Genomic DNA, 19,332 nt, shown 5'->3' with positions numbered 1-19,332 from the left:
CGGCGACCCGCAGTGAGAAGATGACGTCCATGGCTGTCTACGCACTCGGCGATCGTGAGCCGACTCTCGGAGTGAATGTCTTCATCCATCCGGACGCGACGGTGATCGGCGACGTCACTCTCGGCGACGGAGTCTCGGTGTGGCCCGGCGCCGTCCTCCGTGGCGACTACGGGACCATCACGATCGGCGCTCGCACCAACATCCAGGACGGCACCGTCATCCACTGCACGTTCACCGAGCCGACCGTGATCGGGGCCGGCTGCGTGGTCGGGCACAACGCGCACATCGAGGGCGCCGAGATCGGCGACGAGTGCCTCATCGCCTCGGGTTCGGTGGTGCTCAACGGTTCGACGGTCGGCGCCGGATCGATCATCGGTGCCGGTGCCGTGCTCGCCTACAAGTCGACGGTGCCGGAGCGTTCGATGGCGCTCGGCGTGCCCGCGAAGGTCCGTGCGGGGTACGTGGTTCCCGACGGCCATCTGGCGTCGAACACCGACCTGTACTACAACAACGCCCAGTACTATCGCGAGAACCTGCGGAGGATCGACGGATGAGCCCGAAACCGCTGCACGAGCTGCTCGATCCGGGGTGGGCGCGGGCGCTCGCGCCCGTCGAGGAGCAGATCGCCGCCATGGGCGACTTCCTCCGCGAGGAGAACACCGCCGGACGCCGCTACCTGCCCGCCGGCGCGAACGTGCTCCGTGCCTTCACTCAACCGTTCGACGAGGTGAAGGTGCTGATCGTCGGACAGGATCCGTATCCGACGCCGGGGCACGCCGTCGGTCTGAGCTTCTCGGTGGCGCCCGATGTCCGACCGATTCCCCGATCGCTGCAGAACATCTACACCGAGTACTGCGACGACCTCGGTCTGCCGATGCCGTCCAGCGGCGACCTCACCCCGTGGGCGCAGCAGGGGGTGCTCCTGCTGAATCGAGTGCTGACGGTGATGCCGGGTGAACCCGCCTCGCATCGGAACAAGGGCTGGGAGATCGTCACCGAGTGCGCGATCAAGGCACTCGCCGACCGGGACGAACCGCTCGTCGCCATCCTGTGGGGGAACGATGCGCGCAGGCTCGCCGAATGGCTCCCCGATGTGCCGACCATCGAATCCGTGCATCCGTCGCCGCTGTCGGCTTCTCGCGGCTTCTTCGGCTCCAAGCCGTTCAGCCGCGCCAACGAGGAACTGCTCGACCTGGGCGGCGATCCCGTGGAGTGGAAACTGCCGTAGGCGCCAGGCGCCGACCCGTGCCGGTCGGGCCCTGCTCGTCGAGTGCTGCCGGTCGAATCCTGCTGGTCGGGTGGAGTCGAGCCTCGCCGTCGGCCGAGCGGGTCTGGACTCCGCTCGACCGACGTGGAACGTCGGCCCGACCGACGTGAGGACGGCGCCTACCGCACCGAGCCGAAGTCGGCCGCGCGCTTGGCCATGAACGCGTCGACGCCCTCGACGCCCTCGGCACTGGCCGACAGAGTCGAGATCGACACGGCTTCGGCGGTCAGGTGGTCGGTGAGCGATCGTCCGGCCGAATCGTGCACCAGACGCCGGATCGCCGCCATCGAACCCCGGGGGCCCGCCGCGAGCTTCGTCGCGGTGGCGCGAGCGGTGTCGGCGACGGCGTCGTCGTCCACGACCTCCGACAGCAGTCCGAGTTCGAGGGCTCGCGCCGAGTCGATGATCTGATCGGTCATGATGATGTGCCGCGCGCGGGCCGGTCCGACGGCGCGGGGCAGCATCCACGACATGCCGCCGTCGGGGGAGAGGCCGATGCCCGGATAGGCCGGGCGCATCCGGGTCTTGGCGCCGCCGATCGCGATGTCGGCGTGGAGCACCATGCTCATGCCCGCGCCCGCGGCCCATCCGTTGACGGCGGCGACGACCGGCAGGCCGGTCTCGTACATCAGTCCGATCATCCGATGCAGGTCGTCGGCGAGTCCGCGCAGGTACTCGGCGCGGTCGGGTGCGGATGCGAAGGCGCCGACGTTTCCGCCGGCACAGAAGTTCTTACCCGTCGACGTCAAGAGGATCGCACCCGCGTCGACGTGTCCGCGGACGGTGCGGCCGAGCTCGGCGACTCCGGCGAGGACCAGCCCGTGGTCGAGGGCGGTGCCGTTGTCGGCGGTGGAGATCGGGAGGGTGAGGACGCCGTCGTCGAGCGTGATCAGATCACTGGGGGAGGTAGTCATGCACGGAGCTTACCGAGCGGACGCTCGGTGGTGTGCGGGAGGCGTGTCCCGAACAAGAAAATCGCCGTCCGGCGAAACCCGGACGGCGATCTTCGAGAAAGACTGGTATTGCGTCGAACACCTCAGACGGCGGCCTTACCGGCCTTCAGGCAGGAGGTGCACACGTTCTTACGCTTCTTGTTGCCCGGGGCGACCTCGACACGCACAGACTGGATGTTCGGGTTCCAGCGGCGGTTGGTGCGCCGGTGCGAGTGCGAGACCGACTTGCCGAATCCGGGGCCCTTGCCGCAAACGTCACAAACGGCAGCCATAACGAACTCCCTTGGTAGAAAATGGTCTGGTCTCTTCGCCTGTCGTCGCGTGAGGGTTCCCTCGCAGACGACAGGCAACCCGATAAGAGTAACCGGGACCGGCCCGGCAGCCAAATCGGGTCCGGTCCGATCCGAGCGCGGTTCGTCGCTGTCGGATACCGACGGTAATCTCTGACACGATCGGGTGACTCGGGCGAGGGGTGAGCGAATGGCGTACAGCGGCACCGCGGTGAATCCGCAGTTCATCCGCGACTGGGCGCAGGCCTGCGCCGACGGGCTCGCCGCCTCGCGCGCCGAGATCAACGACCTCAACGTGTTTCCGATCCCCGACTCCGACACGGGCAGCAACATGGCCAACACGATGGCCGGCGCCGTGGCCGCGTTCGACGCACTGCCCGTCGACGCCGATCTCCAAGCGGTCACCCGCACCCTTGCCGATGCCGCCGTGGCCTCGGCGCGCGGAAACTCGGGGATCATCCTGGCCCAACTGTTCGTCGGACTGGCCGACGCCGCCGACCTCGCCGTCGCCGAGAACGATCCGGGTTTCAATCGACTGTGCACCAACGGGCTGCGACTCGCTGCCCTGTCGGCTCGTCGCGCCGTGAGCGAACCCAGGGAGGGGACGGTCCTGACCCTCTTGGCGGTCGCCGCGCAGACCGCATCGGCGCACGTCGTCGAGTCGCCCGCGGATCTTGTCCGCGCTGTCGCCGAGGCGTCGGCCGAAGCACTCGACCTCACCACCGAGCAACTGCCCGAACTCGCGCAGGCCGGCGTCGTCGACGCGGGCGCCCGCGGTTTCCTGGTGATGGCCGATGCGCTCGTGTCGGTGGTGACCGGCGTCGCGAACAAACGTCGCGCCTATCGCGGCTCGATGAGCGGTCCGGGCGGTCTGCAGTCCGACTGCTCCGCCGACGGCGACACCGACTTCGAGGTGATGTACCTGCTCGACGGTGCCGACGGCGCGCAGATCGCGGGGCTTCGACACCGGCTCGGCGAACTCGGCGACTCGGTGGTCATAGTCGGCGACAGCTCGGCCGGATCCGAACAGTTCTCGGTCCACGTGCACACCGACACGCCAGGCGCCGCCGTCGAGGCAGGGCTCGCCCTGGGCGCACTGCGCGACATCCGGATCAGTTGTTTCGTTCTCGACGCGCTGAAAGCGGCTCCCGGAGCGAACGAGCCGCCGCCGCGGTTCAGGCGAGCCGTCGTCGCGCTCGTCACGGGCGACGGCGCCGAGGAGTTGTTCACCGCGGCCGGTGCGTCGGTGGTCCGCGCCGATCACGGCGTGCATCCGTCGACACTGGGCGCGGCCATCAGGGCCACCGACAGCGGGCACGTCGTCGTCATGGGCAACGGGATGATGTCCTCGCAGGACCTGGTGGCCGTGGGCGCGCAGACCCGCTCGACTCAGCGTTCGGTCGTATTTCTGCCGACACTGTCCATGGTGCAGTGTCTGTCCGCGTTGGCCGTGCACGATCCGGGTGCCGAACCCGACGTGGACGCGTTCGCGATGGCCGAGGCCGCCGCGGCGACGCGGTGGGGATCGTTGGTGCGGTCGATGTCGAAGATCATGACGCTCGCGGGCACTTCGGAGATCGGCGACACCCTCGGACTGATCGGTTCGGATGTGCTGGTGATCGCGAAAGAACAGGCACAGGCCGCGACGGCGCTCCTGGATCTGATGCTCTCGACCGGCGGCGAGATGGTGACCGTGCTGGCCGGACGCGACCTGACCGTGCAGGCGCGGGAGGCGATCGAGTCGCATATCCACGCCCATCACCAGGGCATAGAACTCGAACTGCACGAGGCCGGCCAGACCTCGCATCTGCTGCAGGTCGGGGTCGAATGATGCTGACGACGTCCTCGCCGCTGACCGAGTCGACGATCGATGAGAAGCTGCTCGCCAAGCTCGCCGGTCTGGAGCTGACCACGGTCGGCGAACTGCTGCGCTACGTGCCGCGCCGGTACATCAGACAGGGACAGGTGTCGCCGACCGAACGACCCGAGCCGGACGAGTGGATCACGGTCATCGGGCGCGTCGAGAAGGCGCAGATGATTCAGATGCGCAAGCGGTACGGTCAGTTCCTCAAGGTGGTCGTCAGTGACGGCCAGATGCGGTACGAGGCGAGCTTCTTCAACGCGAGATACATCAAACGCGTCCTGGTGACCGGGGTCCGGGTGGCCCTCGCGGGCAAGGTGAAGTACTTCCAGGACCGGATTCAGCTGTCGCATCCGGACTGGCTGGTTCTGCCCGACGACGGGATGGACGTGCACGGGACGTCCATGATGTCCGAACTCCTCGCCGACGCGCCTGAGGGCGAAGAAGTGCTCACCGGCACCGCCGACGACGTCGAGCACTTCGGTCGCTCGATCATCCCCATATATCCGGCGACCCGGGACGTGCAGACCTGGGAGATCTGGCGCGCGGTCCGGCAAGTCCTCGCCGACACCGTCCCGGCCGCCGATCCGCTCACCGAGTCGCAGCGCACCGCACGCGGATTCATCACCAGCGACGAGGCGATCCGGGATGTGCACCTGCCCGAGTCCCTCGAGTCGATCGAACAGGCCAAGACGCGCCTCAAGTTCGACGAGGCGCTCGCGGTGCAGACCGCGTTGGCGCAGCGTCGCGCGGACCTCGGGGCCGAACTCTCCCTCTCCTGCCCGCACGTCCCGGGCGGTTTGGAGGATCGACTCCTCGCGACGTTGCCGTTCCAGCTGACCGACGGGCAGAAGACCGTGCTCGGCGAGATCGGTGACGACCTCGCCGTCGAGCATCCGATGAATCGGCTGCTGCAGGGCGAGGTCGGCTCGGGAAAGACCCTGGTGTCTCTGCTCGCGATGCTGCGCGTGGTCGACAACGGTCATCAGTGCGCGATTCTGGCGCCCACCGAAGTCCTTGCCGCCCAGCACTATCGGACCGTGATGACGATGCTCGGCGACCTCGCGCGGGGAGGTGAGCTCGGAGCTGCCGACGGTGCGACCCGCGTCGGCCTGCTCACCGGATCGCTCGGCACCGCGGCCAAACGTCAGACCCTCCTCGACGCGGTGACCGGCGAGTCGGGCATCGTCATCGGCACGCACGCTCTGCTGGAGGAGAACGTCGAGTTCTTCGATCTGGGCATGGTTGTCGTCGACGAGCAGCACCGCTTCGGTGTGGAGCAGCGAGATGTGCTGCGCAACAAGGGACGCGACGATCAGCGCCCGCACTTCCTGGTGATGACGGCGACCCCTATCCCACGCACCGTCGCCATGACGACCTTCGGAGATCTGGACACGTCGGTGATGACCGAGCTGCCGCGCGGACGCCGGCCGATCACGACCACCGTGGTCCCGATGACCAAGCCCAAGTGGGTTCACCGCGTGTGGGAGCGCGCCGCGGAGGAGATCGACGCCGGCCGCCAGGTGTACGTGGTGTGCACCCGGATCGGCGACGAGGAGTCGAACAAGAAGGCCGCGAAGAAGTCGGCCAAGAAGAAGGACGAGCCGGAGAAGGAGGACGATACGGTCTCGGTCCTCCAACAGGCCGAGATGCTCGAGACCGGGCCGCTGGCCGATCGTCGCATCGAGGTGCTTCACGGTCGAATGCATCCCGACGACAAGAACGCGGTCATGGACGCGTTCACGCGCGGCGACGTGGACGTGCTGGTGGCGACCACGGTCATCGAGGTCGGTGTGGACGTGCCGAATGCGACCACGATGGCCATCGTCAACGCCGAGCGATTCGGCGTGAGCCAGCTGCATCAGCTGCGCGGCCGCGTCGGACGCGGACAGCACGCCGGTCTGTGCCTGCTGCTGACGTCGGCGCACGAACTGTCGTCGTCGATGGAGCGGTTGAAGGCGGTCGAAGCCTCTACCGACGGTTTCGAGCTGGCGATGGTGGATCTGCAGCAGCGCCGCGAGGGCGACGTCCTCGGCTCACTGCAGTCCGGCGGCAAGTCGTCGTTGAGCTTTCTGTCGTTGATCGAGGACGCTGAGGTGATCGCCGACGCCCGCGAACTGTCCGAGTCGATCGTCGAGTCGGACAGGGAACTCGCCGACCATCCGGAGCTCGCCGACCTGGTCCGCGCGATCCTTCTGCCGACCCGGGCGGAGTACTTGGAGAAGAGCTGACTCCCGTCGGCCGAGCTCTTTCCAGGCCGCTCGCGAGAACCGGCGTCGACACCTCGCGACACCGGATGGAACCGTACCCCCGACTCGTGCGTCTAACCCTGAGGGGAGGATGCGATGCGGTGGAGGGACTGGCCCGCGCGACGACGCCGCGGCGTCGCACGGTTGACGGCCAAGCAGTGGTCCGGGCTGTCGGCGTTCGCCGTCCTCACGATCGTCGTCGCGGTGAGCGTCGGGCTGCCGGAGACCGCGCGGACGGTCGCACCCGAACGAGTACGGGAGGCGCGGGCCGCGCTCGCCGCGCTGTCCGTGCTTCCGGAGCGGCCTCCGCACGACACCGCCTACGACCGCGGGACGTTCGGTTCCGCGTGGACCGATGCCTCCGACGCTCCGGGCGCGGGAAACGGTTGCGACACCCGTAACGACATACTCGCCCGAGATCTCGAGGTGACCGGACGCGTGCCGATCGCCTCGTGTCCGCGCGCCGTCTCCTCAGGGGTGCTGATCAGCCCGTACACCGGTCGGCAGATCGTCTTCGAGCGCGGTCGCTCGTCCGCGGCGGTCCAGATCGATCATGTGGTGGCATTGTCGTACGCCTGGGATCTCGGCGCGAAGGACTGGTCGAGTACGCGGCGCACCCGGTTCGCGAACGATCCGTCGAACCTGCTCGCGGTGGACGGCCCCAGCAATATGGACAAATCCGATGCCGAACCGGCGGCCTGGATGCCGCCGCTGGACGGCTTCGCCTGCCAGTACGCGGTCCAGGTCGTGACCGTCCTGGCGGCCTACGGTCTGCCTGTCGACGATCCGTCGCGTCGCGTGCTGGAACGGGCGTTGGCGGGATGCTGAGGACGAGACGCCGCGGGACGGCGGCCGACAGGCCTCACTCCAGCATCGTCCTCATCCGGTCGATCTCCTTCTGCTGAGTGGCGACGATGCTGTGCGCCATGGCCACGGCGTCGGTGTTCTCGCCGTTCGCGATCTCGGTCTTCGCCATGTCCACGGCGCCTTCGTGATGGCCGATCATCTGGCGCAGATAGAGTGCGGCGGCTTCGGCGCCGACCGCGTCCTCGAGCCGGGTCAGATCCGCCTCCGACACCATGCCGTCCATGCGGTGATCGCTCATCTCGGTCTGCGTCGGCTCGCCCCACTCCGTCAGCCAGCCGGTCAGCTGCTCGACCTCGGGGGCCTGGGCGCCCTTGATCGACGTCGCCAGTGTGCGGACGTCCGACGGAACGCCCTGCTTGGCGAGGAGGATCTCGCTCATCGTCACCGCCTGCCGATGGTGCGGGATCATCATCTGCGCGAACATGACGTCGGCGGCATTGTGCGCCGGCCGCGAGGTGTTCGCCGACGCGGGAGCCGACATCGACGACATGTCGTGTCCCGAGTGCGGGGACGAGTCGGTCGAATCGGAGCAGCCCGCGATGACGGCGACTGCTGCGAGAACGGCGACACCTGTGGCGATCGGGCGGATGTTCATGGGTTCTGCCTTCTGTCGGCGGCACGGTCGGTGCCGTCGAGTGTGGTCGGCGCACCGCCGGGTTCGTTCCGAGATCACCTCAAGATCTCCTCAAGAAGTCTCGCCGGGCGGCGGTCGGCCACGACGCGCCCCGAGACGGCTGGCCATGATGGAGTCCATGAACGAAGGCACCGGCGCAGTCCGCGAACTGCGCGCGATGGTGGTCGAAGACGAACCCGACCTCGCGGGACTCGTCGCGTCGTATCTCGAGCGCGACGGATTCGAGACCACGGTGACCGGTGACGGCGCCGCGGCGATCGACCTGGCGCGCGGTGTGGACCCGGACGTGATGGTCCTCGACCTCGGGCTGCCCGGACTCGACGGCGTCGAGGTGTGCAGGCGGCTGCGTGAGTTCTCCGACGCGTACGTCGTGATGCTGACGGCGCGTACGGAAGAGGTCGACACTCTGATCGGTCTGTCCGTCGGCGCCGACGACTACATGACGAAGCCGTTCAGCCCGCGTGAGCTGTCGGCCCGGATACAGGCGCGGATCCGTCGTCCACGTGCCGGACTCGGCGGCCCGCGCCCGCCGTCGCCGACCCGTGGACTACGGGTGTTCGGCGACCTCGCAGTCGACGTCGCCGCACGCGAGGTGACCGTCGGCGGTCGTCCGATCCACCTGACCCGCACCGAGTTCGACGTGTTGGCGGTGCTGTCGGCCGACCCCGGGGTCGTCGTCACGCGGAGCGGTCTGATCGGCGCCGTATGGCGCACCGGGTGGGACGGCGCCGATCATCTCGTCGACGTGCACATCGGTCATCTGCGCCGAAAGCTCGGCGACGACGCCGTCCGCGGTCGGTACGTGAGGACGGTCCGCGGCGTGGGCTACCGGATGGGAGACGGGCGATGAGTCGGGCGTCGCGTCGCGGCGTCGACAGCCGCCGACTCGGGTTCGGCGCCCGCCTGTTCGTCGCGTCGTTCCTCGTGGTCGTGGTGTGCTTCCTCACCGCGGGAGTCGTGGTCGTGGTGATCGCGCCCGGCGTCTTTCACCATCACCTCCGGCTCGCGGGACTCGATACCGACGCCGATGTGCTCGGTCATGTCGAGATGGCGCTGCGCGGCACCCTCCTGCGTGCACTGCTGCCCGCCGCCGCGGTCGCCGTCGTCGTGGCCCTCGGAGCGAGTTGGTGGATGGCGCACCGCATGGAGCGCTCGGTACGACGGCTCGTCTCGTCCGCGGCGGCGATCGCCGGAGGACGATACGACACCCGTGTGGACGGCAGCGGTCTCGGCCGCGAGTTCGACGCCCTCGCCACCGCCGTCAACGAACTGGCTCGTCGTCTCGGCGAGACCGAGTCGGTCCGCCGCCGCATGCTCGCCGACCTCGGCCATGAGATGAGAACGCCGGTCGCGACCGTCGACTCCCATCTGGAGGCGATCGAGGACGGCGTGCGCGCCGCCGACGCCGACACCCTCGCGGTGCTGCGCGCGGCGACCCGGCGTCTGGGCAGGCTCGCCGAGGACATCGGCGCCGTGTCGCGCATGCAGGAGGGTCTCGAGGCGATCCGTCTCGAACCGACCGGCGCGCGGTCGCTCGCCGACGCCGCGGCGGCGATCGCCGGACCGTCGTACGCCGAGGCCGACGTCGCGCTGACCGTCGACGGCGACGACGCCCCGCTCCGCGCCGATCCGGCCCGCATCGGCCAGGTTCTCGGCAACCTCCTCGACAACGCCCGCCGCCATTCGCCCGCGGGTCGGACGGTCACCCTGACGACCCGCGTCGACGTCGACCGCATCGTCTTCGCCGTCGCCGACTCCGGTGACGGGATCGCCGCGGACCGATTGCCGTACGTGTTCGACCGCTTCTATCGCACCGACGACGCCCGAGCCCGTGGCGACGGCGGCAGCGGCATCGGACTGACCATCGCCCGCGCTCTGGTCGAAGCGCACGGGGGAACACTGACCGCGGCGAGCGACGGCCCCGGTACGGGAGCGGTGTTCACCGCGACCCTGCCCGTCGACGGGACGTCGGCGGCTGACGCTAACCTGAGTTCATGAGCGCATCAACCGCCACCGACGTCACCGCGGTCGTCACCGTTCTGGCCACTGCCGCGAAGAAGGCCTCCCGGAGTCTCGCGACGCTGACCACCGCGCAGAAGGACGCCGTCCTCCGCGACGCCGCCGATGCGGTCGATGCGGCGGCCGACACGATCCTCGCCGCCAACGCCGAGGACGTGAGCCGAGCGGAGATCGCGGGCACCGAGGCCTCGCTCGTCGACCGCCTCCGTCTGACGCCCGAGCGGATCGCCGGGATCACCGACGGACTGCGCCAAGTCGCCTCCCTGCCGGATCCGATCGGCCAGGTCGTCACCGGCAAGACTCTGCCCAACGGACTCGACCTGCGTCAGGTGCGGGTGCCGCTCGGCGTCGTCGGCTTCGTCTACGAGGCACGGCCCAATGTGACCGTCGACGGATTCGGCATCGCCTTCAAGTCCGGTAACGCCGTCCTGCTGCGCGGCTCGTCGTCGGCCGCCATGTCGAACGAGGCTCTGGTCGGCGTGCTCCGCGAGGTCCTCACACGCAGCAGCGTCAGCCCCGACGCCGTCGCGCTGCTGCCCAGCGCGAGCCACGACAGCGTCACCGCGCTCATTCAGGCACGTGGGCTGGTCGACGTGGTGATTCCGCGCGGCGGCGCGGGACTGATCTCGGCCGTCGTCCGCGACGCCAAAGTCCCCACCATCGAGACCGGAACCGGCAACTGTCACGTGTACGTGCACGCCGACGCCGATGTCGACATCGCCACGCGGATCATTCTCAACGCGAAGACCCGTCGTCCCAGCGTGTGCAACACCGCCGAGTCGGTGCTGATCGACAAGGCGATCGCCGCCGAGGCGCTCGCCCCGCTGATGTCCGCGCTGCAGTCGCAGGGCGTGGTGATCCACGGCGACGAGGACGGCATGGAACCGGCCACCGAGGACGACTGGCACCGTGAATACCTCTCCCTCGACATCGCGATGAAGATCGTCGACGGTCTCGACGAGGCCATCGAGCACATCGCCGTGTACGGCACCGGGCACACCGAGGCCATCGTCACCAAGTCGCTGCAGGCCGCCAACGAATTCACCGCGCGAGTCGACGCCGCCGCGGTGATGGTCAACGCGTCCACCGCGTTCACCGACGGCGAGCAGTTCGGCTTCGGCGCCGAGATCGGCATCTCCACGCAGAAGCTCCATGCTCGCGGCCCGATGGGTCTGACCGAACTCACCTCCACCAAGTGGCTGGTGTGGGGCGACGGTCAGGTGCGTCCCGCATGAGCGCCGCCGACATCGTCCCCGTCTTCGCCGACGCCGCCGACGTCACTGCTCGTCTGGCGCAGACCGGCTATCTCGCCGACGGCGCCACGTCGACGACGACCTTCCTCGCCGATCGCCTCGGCAAACCGCTGCTCGTCGAGGGGCCCGCGGGAGTCGGCAAGACCGAGCTCGCTCGCGCGATCGCGCAGGCCACCGACGCCGAACTGATCCGCCTGCAGTGCTACGAGGGGATCGACGAGGCGCGCGCCCTCTACGAGTGGAACCACGCCAAGCAGATCCTGGCGATCCAGGCCGCGGGCAGCCGCGATTGGGATGCGACCAAGAACGACATCTTCTCCGAAGAGTTCCTCCTCGCTCGTCCGCTGCTCACGGCCATCTCGCGCACCGAGCCGACGGTCCTGCTGATCGACGAGATCGACAAGGCCGACGTCGACATGGAGGGACTGCTCTTGGAGGTGCTCAGCGACTTCGCGATCACCATCCCGGAGATGGGTACGGTCACCTCGGCCCGGCGGCCCATCGTGCTGCTCACCTCCAACGCGAACCGGGAACTGTCGGAGGCGCTCAAGCGCCGTTGCCTGTACCTGTACATCGACTTCCCGGACGCCGCCCTCGAACGGGAGATCCTCGCCTCGCGTGTCCCGGATCTGCCGGAGAAGGTCGCCGAGGAACTCGTCCGCGTCGTCGGCGTCCTCCGCGGGCTCGACATCAAGAAGAAGCCGTCGGTCGCCGAGACCATCGACTGGGGCAACACGCTGCTCGCGATGACGACCGGCGAGGAGGCCGTGTCCGGTGGACGCCTCGATGAGTCGTTGCTGGCGAAGACCCTCGGCGTGGTGCTCAAGCACCGTCCCGATGTGACGACGGCGATCCGCGAACTGAAGCTGGGCTGATCGGCATGGCGGGTGCCGACCGGGTCGTCGACACGCTCACCGGATTCGTCGAGGATCTGCGCGGACGCGGCATCACCGTCGGACCGTCGAATCTGATCGACGCCGGGCAGGCGATGACCGTTCTGGACCTCCTGGACCGTGAGTCGTTGCGGGAGGGCCTCGCGGCGACCCTGCTGTCCGACCACAATCACCGCGACACCTTCGACCTGTGCTTCGAGTTGTGGTTCCCGCTCGGCAACGCCGCGCGACTTGCCGCTTTCGAGGTGCCGCGCGACGACGACGGGAACGTCGACGTGGAGGCCATGCGCGAGACGGTCGCCGACATCCTCGCCGACCCGGACGCGGACGCCGACGGCCGTTTCGATCAGCTCGTGGCGGCGATCGTCGCCGAGATGGGACGGTACGAGTCGGCGCGCGGAGAGTCGTACTCGGTGTATCAGGCGATGTCGCAGATCTCACCGCAGACGCTGATCGCGCGGATCGCCGCGGCGATGGCCGGCGGGGGACGCGACGGTGAGCGTGCCGGAACAGACGCGCTCAACCGACAGGCCGCCCGCGACGCGACGCGCAGACTCACCGACGCCGTCACCACCGAGACGCAGCGCCGGATGGCGGAAGTCCGCGGGCGCGAGGCGGTGTCGCAGTACGCGGTGCCGAAGCTGCCCGAGAACATCGACTTCTTCTCCGCCAACGCGCAGGACATGATCAAGATGCGGCGCACGATCGACCCGATCGCGCGGCTGCTGGCCGCGAAGCTGGAGTTCCGCCGTCGCCGCAACAAGCATGCGGCCGTCGATGTGCGGGCCACGCTGCGCGCCTCGATGTCGACCGGGGGAGTGCCGATCGAACTGAGGCGGCGCAAGCCGAGGCCCGGTAAGCCCGAGCTGATCATCATCTGCGACGTGTCCGGGTCGGTCGCGGGCTTCAGCCAGTTCACCCTCCAGCTCGTGTACGCGCTGCGCCAGCAGTTCTCGAACGTTCGCGTATTCGCCTTCGTCGACACCGTCGACGAGGTCACCGACTTCTTCGCGCACGGCAACGACGACACGCAGTTCGGGCAGCGGATGACCGAGATGCTGCACGAGGCGAAGATCAGCACGCGGGACGGCCATTCCGACTACGGGCACATGCTCAAGGGCTTCGCCGAGACGTATCTCGACTCCCTGACCCATCGCAGCGCCCTGTTGATCCTCGGCGACGCGCGGAACAACTTCCGGCCGGCACGCGCGGACGCGTTGGCGAAGATCCGTGAGCGGGTCCGCAACGCGTACTGGCTCAACCCCGAACGGAAGCAGGCCTGGGACTCCGGCGACTCGTCGGCGAGCGTGTACGCCGCCGAGGTCGACATGTACGAGTGCCGCAACGCCGACCAGCTCGGGCGGGTGATCGCCGACCTGCTGCCGGTGTGAGAGCCGGTCTGTCACCGGATGTGACGCGAACGCGGGCCGACCCCGACGGCGGTGCCGATCACGGCTCCACTCCGCCGCGAAGGTAAACTCACAGCCCATGTCATCGGAGACTGCGCGCGCCCGCCGCATCGGCATCATGGGCGGCACCTTCGACCCGATCCACAACGGTCACCTCGTCGCGGCGAGCGAGGTCGCGGATCGAGTGAAGCTCGACCAGGTGATCTTCGTTCCCACGGGCCGACCGTGGCAGAAAGAGGGTGAGCACGCGTCCGACCCGTCCCGGCAGGTCAGTCCGGCCGAGCACCGATACCTGATGACGGTGGTCGCCACCGCGTCGAACCCCCAGTTCACGGTCAGTCGAGTCGACATCGAGCGGGAAGGCGTCACGTACACGGTCGACACCCTGCGCGACCTGCGGCGAGCACTCCCAGACGACGAGCTGTACTTCATCACCGGAGCCGATGCACTCGAGACCATCCTGACCTGGCATGATTGGGAAGACCTTTTCGAGCTGGCGAACTTCATCGGAGTGTCGCGGCCCGGATACGAACTGAACGTCGAACATCTGACCGAACATCTGGCGACGCGCCCCGCACGGGCACTGCAGTTGATCGAGATCCCCGCGCTGGCGATCTCGTCCACCGATTGTCGTGTGCGGGCCGCTGCCGGACGTCCCGTCTGGTACCTGGTGCCCGACGGCGTCGTCCAGTACATCGCCAAGCACGGTCTGTACCGAGAGGAACCCAGTGAGCGCGACTGAAGAATCCATCGCGATGGCGACCATCGCCGCGCACGCCGCCGTCGACCGACTCGCGACGAACGTCGCGGCGATCGACGTCTCCGAGCAGCTCGTCATCACCGACGTGTTCCTGATCGGCTCGGCGGACAACGAGCGTCAGGTCAACTCGATCGTCGAAGAGGTCGAGGACAAGCTCCGGGAGGCCGGACACCAGCCGCTGCGCCGGGAGGGCACGCGCGAGGGACGTTGGGCACTGCTCGACTACGGCGAACTCGTGGTGCACATCCAGCACGACGACGAGCGCGACTTCTACGGCCTCGAGCGCCTCTGGAAGGATTGTCCGCTGATCGACATCGAGGGCATCGAGACGCCCGAGCGGCCGGCAGGCGACTCCGACCGGCTCGCCGGCGCCGACGAATGAGGGGCGAGCCCGACCCCGGGGACTCCAGCGTCGAACGGCTCACGCCGCGCGTTCGCCGGCTCGTCCTCCTACGACACGGGCAGACCGTGTACAACGCGTCCCAGCGCATGCAGGGACAGCTCGACACCGAACTGAGCGAGCTCGGTGAAGCACAGGCCGAGGCGGCTGGTGCGGCGATCGCGACCCGGTCGCCGCTGGTGATCCTGTCGTCGGATCTTCGGCGGGCTCACCGGACCGCCCAGGCGATCGGCGCGGTCACCGGACAGGACGTGACGACCGATGCACGGCTGCGTGAGACGCATCTGGGCGACTGGCAGGGCATGACGCACACCGAGGTCGACGCGGCCATGCCCGGCGCCCGCCGACTCTGGCGCGACGATGCCACGTGGCCGCCGCCGCACGGCGAGAGCCGTGTCGACGTCGCCGAACGCATGGCGCCCGTCGTCGCCGAACTCGTCGCGGGCCTCGACGACTGGGGGCGGGGCGACGATCCCGACGCGCCCGTGGTCCTGGTGGCGCACGGCGGGTGCATCGCCGCCTTGACCGCCGTCCTGCTGGGGCTGCCGGTCGGCGACTGGCCGGTGCTCGGCGGGCTGGCGAACACCGCGTGGGTGCAGTTGTCCGGGCACTCGGCGACCGATGCCGACGATCCGATCTGGCGTCTGGACGTGTGGAACGCGTCCGCCGAGTCGGCGATCCAGTAGAAGGGATCTCTTCCGTGGGTTCGATCATGGTGCTCGGCGACTCGTTGGCGTACTACGACGAGACCGGCGGCCTGGCCGCCGACGACCCGAGGATCTGGCCGAACCTGGTCGGGGAGCACCTCGGACACGACGTCGAACTGTTCGCCCGGATCGGCTGGACCAGCCGCGACGTCTGGTGGGCGCTCACCCAGGATCCGCGCGTCTGGGCCGCGCTGCCCCGCGCCGACGTGCTGGTCCTGGCGTACGGCGGCATGGACTCGCTGCCCTCGCCCATGCCGACCGCGATCCGCGAGCAGATCCGCTATCTGCGTCCGGCCGCGCTGCGTCAGCGGGTCCGCGACGCGTACGGGTGGCTGCAGCCGCGGTTGTCTCCGTTGGGCTGGCCGATGGCGCTGCCCCCGCGAGTCTCCATCGACTACTTCGAGAAGGTCCGGAGCGCGGTGGCGCATCTGCGTCCGGATCTGCCGATCGTGGTGTGCCTGCCGTCGACGCACGACAGCCCGTATTACGGTCACGCGCATCCCGGTCGGGTACCGCTGACCACGGCGATCACCCGGTGGGCGGGCGAGCACTCGATCCCGGTGACGACCGCCTTCTACGACGTCACGGCGGCCGCGTACGACGACGTCGACGCCGTCATGAACCCGGACGGCATCCACTGGAGCCGCGCGGTGCACGCACAGATCGCCGACATCGTCGCGCCGGTGGTGCAGGCGGCGCTCACCCGGCCGTGATCCGGTAGTCCGGCAGGTCGATGCCGTCGGCCTTGGCGAACTGCGAGGCCAGAAGGCGCCGCATGGGCCACTTGTTCATCGACCAGTAGGTGAACCTGCTCAATTCGACCGCGATACGCGACGACGGCGCGTATCCGCTCGCCCCGCCGGGCGGCAACTGTTGGGCGCGAGCGACGAACGGGCGCATCACGTGTTCATAGGAGGCGAGGGCCGCCGCGACGTCGTCCGCGCGCGAGATCTCGCCCGCCAGGACATACGCACCGACCAGCGCGAGCGTCGTGCCCAGACCGGTCAACGGTGTCGGACAGTGTCCGGCGTCGCCGACGAGGGCCACCCGGTCGCGAGCGAAACTCGTCATCCGCACCTGGGCGAGGTCCGCGTACGCCCAGTCGGTGGCGTGCCGCATCTGAGCGAGCAGCTGCGGCGCCACCCACCCGACACCGTCGAACGCCTCCTCGAGCATCCGCCACTGATCCTCCGGCGCGGTGAGAGGCGCGGCGTCGCTGCCGCGGACGGCCAGCGACGCCTTGACGGTGCCGTCGACTCGCGACGGTCGGCAGGAGACGACCCGACCACCGACTGCGTTGTGCATCAGGTACCAGCCGTCGAGGTCCTGATCGATCGTCGCGGTGAACCACGCGTAGCGCAGCCCGATCGGGGCGAGGTGGTGCTCGTCGGGTCCGAATGCGGCGCGGCGGACCGCGGAGTTCAGACCGTCCGCACCGATGACGAGGTCGAATGCGCGATCGGCCGACGTCTCGAACGAGACCACGGCGCGGTCGACGTCGTGATCGATCGCGGTCACGGTGTCGTTCCAGACGTACTCGACGCTGTCCGGCACCGCCGCGACGATCGTCTCGGCGAGGTCGCCGCGCAGGATCTCGTGCGCGGACACGATGCCGTTGCCGTCGAAGGCTTCGACCGGCAGAGCCGAGCGTCGTCGACCGTGCGCGTCGACGACGGCGATGCCGCGCTGGTCGAGGAGCCGGGCATCGGTGGCCGCGGTCAGTCCCATCCGGTCCACCACGGTTCGTCCCGCTCCTCGCAGATCGACGGTCTGACCGCCGGAGCGCAGTGCGGGTGCGCGCTCGACCACCGTCACGCGATGACCTTGGCGGGTGAGGAGCAGTGCGGCGGCGGGTCCGGCGATCGAGGCGCCGCTGACGAGTACATCGAGTGTTTTCATAGTGCGAACGTACGCCGTATCGATCGCTCTGCGATACGGTGTTGTCGTGGTTATTCGTCAAAAGTGCACTAGTGCGCTTCCGTGGTGGTCGCCGTGACGCGCGCCGAGCGGATCGCGGACGGACTGCGGACGCGTATCGCCCAGGGCGGGTTGCGTCCGGGCGATCCGGTGCCGTCGACCCGGGCCATCATGCGCGACCACAACGTCGCGATGGCCACCGCCAGTCGAGTCCTCGCGCTGCTGCAGGCGGACGGGCTCGTCGAGTCGACGCCGGGCCGCGGCAGCGTGGTGCGCGCCCCCGACGGCGTCGATCCGGCGATCCTGACTCGCGAGGGGGTCGTCGCCGCGGCCGTGTCGATCGCCGACGCGGAGTCGTTGCGGGCCGTGTCGATGCGTCGACTCGCCGCCGCGTTGGGCATCCCGACGATGGCCGTGTACCGGTACGCCCCCAGTCGCGAGGACCTCGAGGTCGCGATGCTCGACGCAGTCTTCGCCGAGATCGAGCTTCCGGCGGAGACCGGGGCGTGGCGGGCGGATCTGGAAGGGGCGGCACGCGCTCTGTGGCGCGCGATGGTCGCTCACCCGTGGTTCGCGGGTGCGTTGTCGATGACCCGGCCTGCGGCGATGCCGCACGCGATGCCGATGACCGAGCGGATGCTCGGCGGTCTACGCGGTGCCGGCCTCGATCCGGTGCGGGCGTTCACCGACTACCTCGGTCTGGTCACGCTGGTGCGTGGGATCGGAGCGACGCTCGAACCCGAACTCGCCGATCGTGCGGACACCGGGGTGACCAACGACCAGTGGATGGATCTGCGCGCCGGGGACCTGCGGAGGATCGCTCCCGCCGACCGGTGCCCGCACCTGAACGCGATCATGGAGATCGGCTATCCCTACGATGCCGAGGTGCTGCTGGAGTCCGGGATGCAGCGCTTTCTGGACGGGATCGAGGTGTGTGAAACGCGCAGGCTAACCTAGGGGAATGCCTGTCGTCGTCGTCACCGATTCGTCATCGCGGTTGCCCGCGTCACTGACCGACGCGCACGGCATCGCGCAGGTCCCGCTGCACTTGTCTCTCGACGACGGCATCGAGTATCTCGAGGGAGTCGACTCGGTTCCGTCCGACGTCGTGACCATGCCCGGGGTGACCACCTCGGGTGCGAGTCTGGCCGATCTGCGGCGTGCCTACGAAGAGGCACTCGATCGGAGTGGGGGCGACGGCGTCGTCGCGGTGCACATGTCCCGTCGCCTGTCGGGCACATGGAGTGCGGCGCGCCTGGCCTCCGACGCACTCGACGGTGCGATCCGCGTGGTCGACTCCCGCTCGGTGGGGGTGTCGCTCGGGCTGACGACGATGGCCGCCGTGCAGGCCGCCGAAGCCGGAGCCTCCCGCGACGAGGTGTACGAGGCGACGGTGCGTGCCGCCGCGACCGCCGAGTCGATGCTGTGCGTGCACAGCCTGGACAACCTCCGCAACAGCGGCCGACTCGGCATCGCCGGGCACCTTCTCGGATCGGCGCTGTCGATCAAGCCGATTCTGCACATGTCCGACGGTCTGCTCGCGCTGCGCGAGCGGCACCGCACCATGACGAAGGCCATGGCCAAGATGATCGACGCGGCCGTCGAAGTCGCCGACGGCGAACCGGTGACCATCGGCGTCCAACACTGTCAGAACCCCGATCTGGCATCGGAGGTCCTCGACACGGTGACTCGTCGCCTCGACGACGTGGTCTCGACCCTGACCGTCGATCTGGGGCCGGTTCTCGGCACGCATGTCGGGCCCGGCGCCGTCGGCGTCTCGCTCGCGCACGGGCTCGATCCGCTCGACTGACGCCGTACGTATCCGCACGTCGTCCTGTGGAGCGATCCGGAGT

General features: G+C 68.8%; 20 protein-coding genes. 16 read left to right on the top strand and 4 right to left on the bottom strand.

Features of this window, described 5'->3' with window-relative positions:
* The first annotated feature begins 29 nt into the window (after positions 1-29).
* Entirely contained in the window at positions 30-554 is a 525-nt protein-coding gene (locus BKA16_RS18275; protein WP_183372015.1) for a gamma carbonic anhydrase family protein, read from the top strand.
* A complete protein-coding gene (locus tag BKA16_RS18270) occupies positions 551-1,228 on the top strand; it encodes a uracil-DNA glycosylase (protein ID WP_183372014.1) in 678 nt (225 codons plus the stop codon). The genes BKA16_RS18275 and BKA16_RS18270 overlap by 4 nt, the downstream gene beginning before the upstream one ends.
* A gap of 158 nt (positions 1,229-1,386) precedes the next feature.
* Here the strand turns inward: BKA16_RS18270 and BKA16_RS18265 are convergent, their stop codons facing one another.
* Complete coding sequence (locus BKA16_RS18265; RefSeq protein ID WP_183372013.1) at positions 1,387-2,181, bottom strand: enoyl-CoA hydratase/isomerase family protein; 795 nt, start codon at positions 2,179-2,181, stop codon at positions 1,387-1,389.
* Positions 2,182-2,303: 122 nt separating this feature from the next.
* Complete coding sequence (gene rpmB, locus BKA16_RS18260) at positions 2,304-2,492, bottom strand: 50S ribosomal protein L28 (RefSeq protein ID WP_183372012.1); 189 nt, start codon at positions 2,490-2,492, stop codon at positions 2,304-2,306.
* Positions 2,493-2,700: 208 nt separating this feature from the next.
* On the opposite strand from rpmB, the gene BKA16_RS18255 reads away from it, so the two are divergent.
* From BKA16_RS18255 to BKA16_RS18245, 3 genes are all read left to right on the top strand, one after another.
* Positions 2,701-4,341 carry a DAK2 domain-containing protein gene (locus BKA16_RS18255; protein ID WP_183372011.1) on the top strand — a complete coding sequence of 547 codons (1,641 nt, stop codon included), beginning with the start codon at positions 2,701-2,703 and terminating at the stop codon, positions 4,339-4,341.
* Positions 4,338-6,602: an ATP-dependent DNA helicase RecG gene (recG, locus tag BKA16_RS18250; protein ID WP_382425434.1), complete on the top strand. Its 2,265-nt coding sequence runs from the start codon at positions 4,338-4,340 to the stop codon at positions 6,600-6,602. The genes BKA16_RS18255 and recG overlap by 4 nt, the downstream gene beginning before the upstream one ends.
* Positions 6,603-6,716: 114 nt before the next feature.
* Complete coding sequence (locus BKA16_RS18245) at positions 6,717-7,448, top strand: HNH endonuclease family protein (protein ID WP_183372010.1); 732 nt, start codon at positions 6,717-6,719, stop codon at positions 7,446-7,448.
* Between the two features lie 34 nt (positions 7,449-7,482).
* Here the strand turns inward: BKA16_RS18245 and BKA16_RS18240 are convergent, their stop codons facing one another.
* Positions 7,483-8,082, bottom strand: a complete 600-nt coding sequence (locus BKA16_RS18240; protein ID WP_183372009.1) for a DUF305 domain-containing protein — start codon at positions 8,080-8,082, stop codon at positions 7,483-7,485.
* Between the two features lie 196 nt (positions 8,083-8,278).
* On the opposite strand from BKA16_RS18240, the gene BKA16_RS18235 reads away from it, so the two are divergent.
* The 9 genes from BKA16_RS18235 to octT all read left to right on the top strand — a co-directional run bounded on the left by BKA16_RS18235 (position 8,279) and on the right by octT (position 16,275).
* On the top strand, positions 8,279-8,971 hold the full coding sequence (locus BKA16_RS18235) for a response regulator (RefSeq protein ID WP_183373162.1): 693 nt from the start codon (positions 8,279-8,281) through the stop codon (positions 8,969-8,971).
* The gene (locus tag BKA16_RS18230) at positions 8,968-10,119 is read left to right on the top strand and encodes a sensor histidine kinase (RefSeq protein ID WP_183372008.1); all 1,152 of its coding nucleotides are present in this window, start codon (positions 8,968-8,970) and stop codon (positions 10,117-10,119) included. Before BKA16_RS18235 ends, BKA16_RS18230 begins: the two co-directional genes overlap by 4 nt.
* The gene (locus BKA16_RS18225) at positions 10,116-11,375 is read left to right on the top strand and encodes a glutamate-5-semialdehyde dehydrogenase (RefSeq protein WP_183372007.1); all 1,260 of its coding nucleotides are present in this window, start codon (positions 10,116-10,118) and stop codon (positions 11,373-11,375) included. Before BKA16_RS18230 ends, BKA16_RS18225 begins: the two co-directional genes overlap by 4 nt.
* Complete coding sequence (locus BKA16_RS18220; protein WP_183372006.1) at positions 11,372-12,268, top strand: AAA family ATPase; 897 nt, start codon at positions 11,372-11,374, stop codon at positions 12,266-12,268. The genes BKA16_RS18225 and BKA16_RS18220 overlap by 4 nt, the downstream gene beginning before the upstream one ends.
* A 5-nt stretch (positions 12,269-12,273) precedes the next feature.
* Complete coding sequence (locus tag BKA16_RS18215; RefSeq protein ID WP_183372005.1) at positions 12,274-13,677, top strand: vWA domain-containing protein; 1,404 nt, start codon at positions 12,274-12,276, stop codon at positions 13,675-13,677.
* Between the two features lie 97 nt (positions 13,678-13,774).
* A complete protein-coding gene (gene nadD, locus BKA16_RS18210; RefSeq protein WP_183372004.1) occupies positions 13,775-14,437 on the top strand; it encodes a nicotinate-nucleotide adenylyltransferase in 663 nt (220 codons plus the stop codon).
* On the top strand, positions 14,424-14,837 hold the full coding sequence (gene rsfS, locus BKA16_RS18205; RefSeq protein WP_183372003.1) for a ribosome silencing factor: 414 nt from the start codon (positions 14,424-14,426) through the stop codon (positions 14,835-14,837). The genes nadD and rsfS overlap by 14 nt, the downstream gene beginning before the upstream one ends.
* Complete coding sequence (locus BKA16_RS18200) at positions 14,834-15,541, top strand: histidine phosphatase family protein (protein ID WP_183372002.1); 708 nt, start codon at positions 14,834-14,836, stop codon at positions 15,539-15,541. Before rsfS ends, BKA16_RS18200 begins: the two co-directional genes overlap by 4 nt.
* 14 nt (positions 15,542-15,555) lie before the next feature.
* A complete protein-coding gene (gene octT / locus BKA16_RS18195) occupies positions 15,556-16,275 on the top strand; it encodes a diglucosylglycerate octanoyltransferase (RefSeq protein ID WP_343067501.1) in 720 nt (239 codons plus the stop codon).
* Here octT and BKA16_RS18190 read toward each other — a convergent pair.
* Positions 16,262-17,461, bottom strand: a complete 1,200-nt coding sequence (locus BKA16_RS18190; protein WP_183372001.1) for an FAD-dependent monooxygenase — start codon at positions 17,459-17,461, stop codon at positions 16,262-16,264. The two genes, octT and BKA16_RS18190, sit on opposite strands and share 14 nt — an antisense overlap.
* An 81-nt stretch (positions 17,462-17,542) precedes the next feature.
* Between BKA16_RS18190 and BKA16_RS24205 the strand changes: the two genes are divergently transcribed.
* Both BKA16_RS24205 and BKA16_RS18180 read left to right on the top strand, forming a co-directional pair.
* A complete protein-coding gene (locus BKA16_RS24205) occupies positions 17,543-18,436 on the top strand; it encodes a GntR family transcriptional regulator (protein ID WP_343067500.1) in 894 nt (297 codons plus the stop codon).
* Between the two features lie 4 nt (positions 18,437-18,440).
* Positions 18,441-19,289 (top strand): DegV family protein, encoded by an 849-nt coding sequence (locus BKA16_RS18180; RefSeq protein ID WP_183372000.1) that lies wholly within the window; start codon positions 18,441-18,443, stop codon positions 19,287-19,289.
* Positions 19,290-19,332 lie beyond the last annotated feature (43 nt).

This window comes from Gordonia humi (genome assembly GCF_014197435.1).
Lineage (GTDB): Bacteria > Actinomycetota > Actinomycetes > Mycobacteriales > Mycobacteriaceae > Gordonia > Gordonia humi.
Note: the sequence above shows the minus strand (reverse complement) of the source record. Positions and strands in the feature narration are given on the sequence as shown.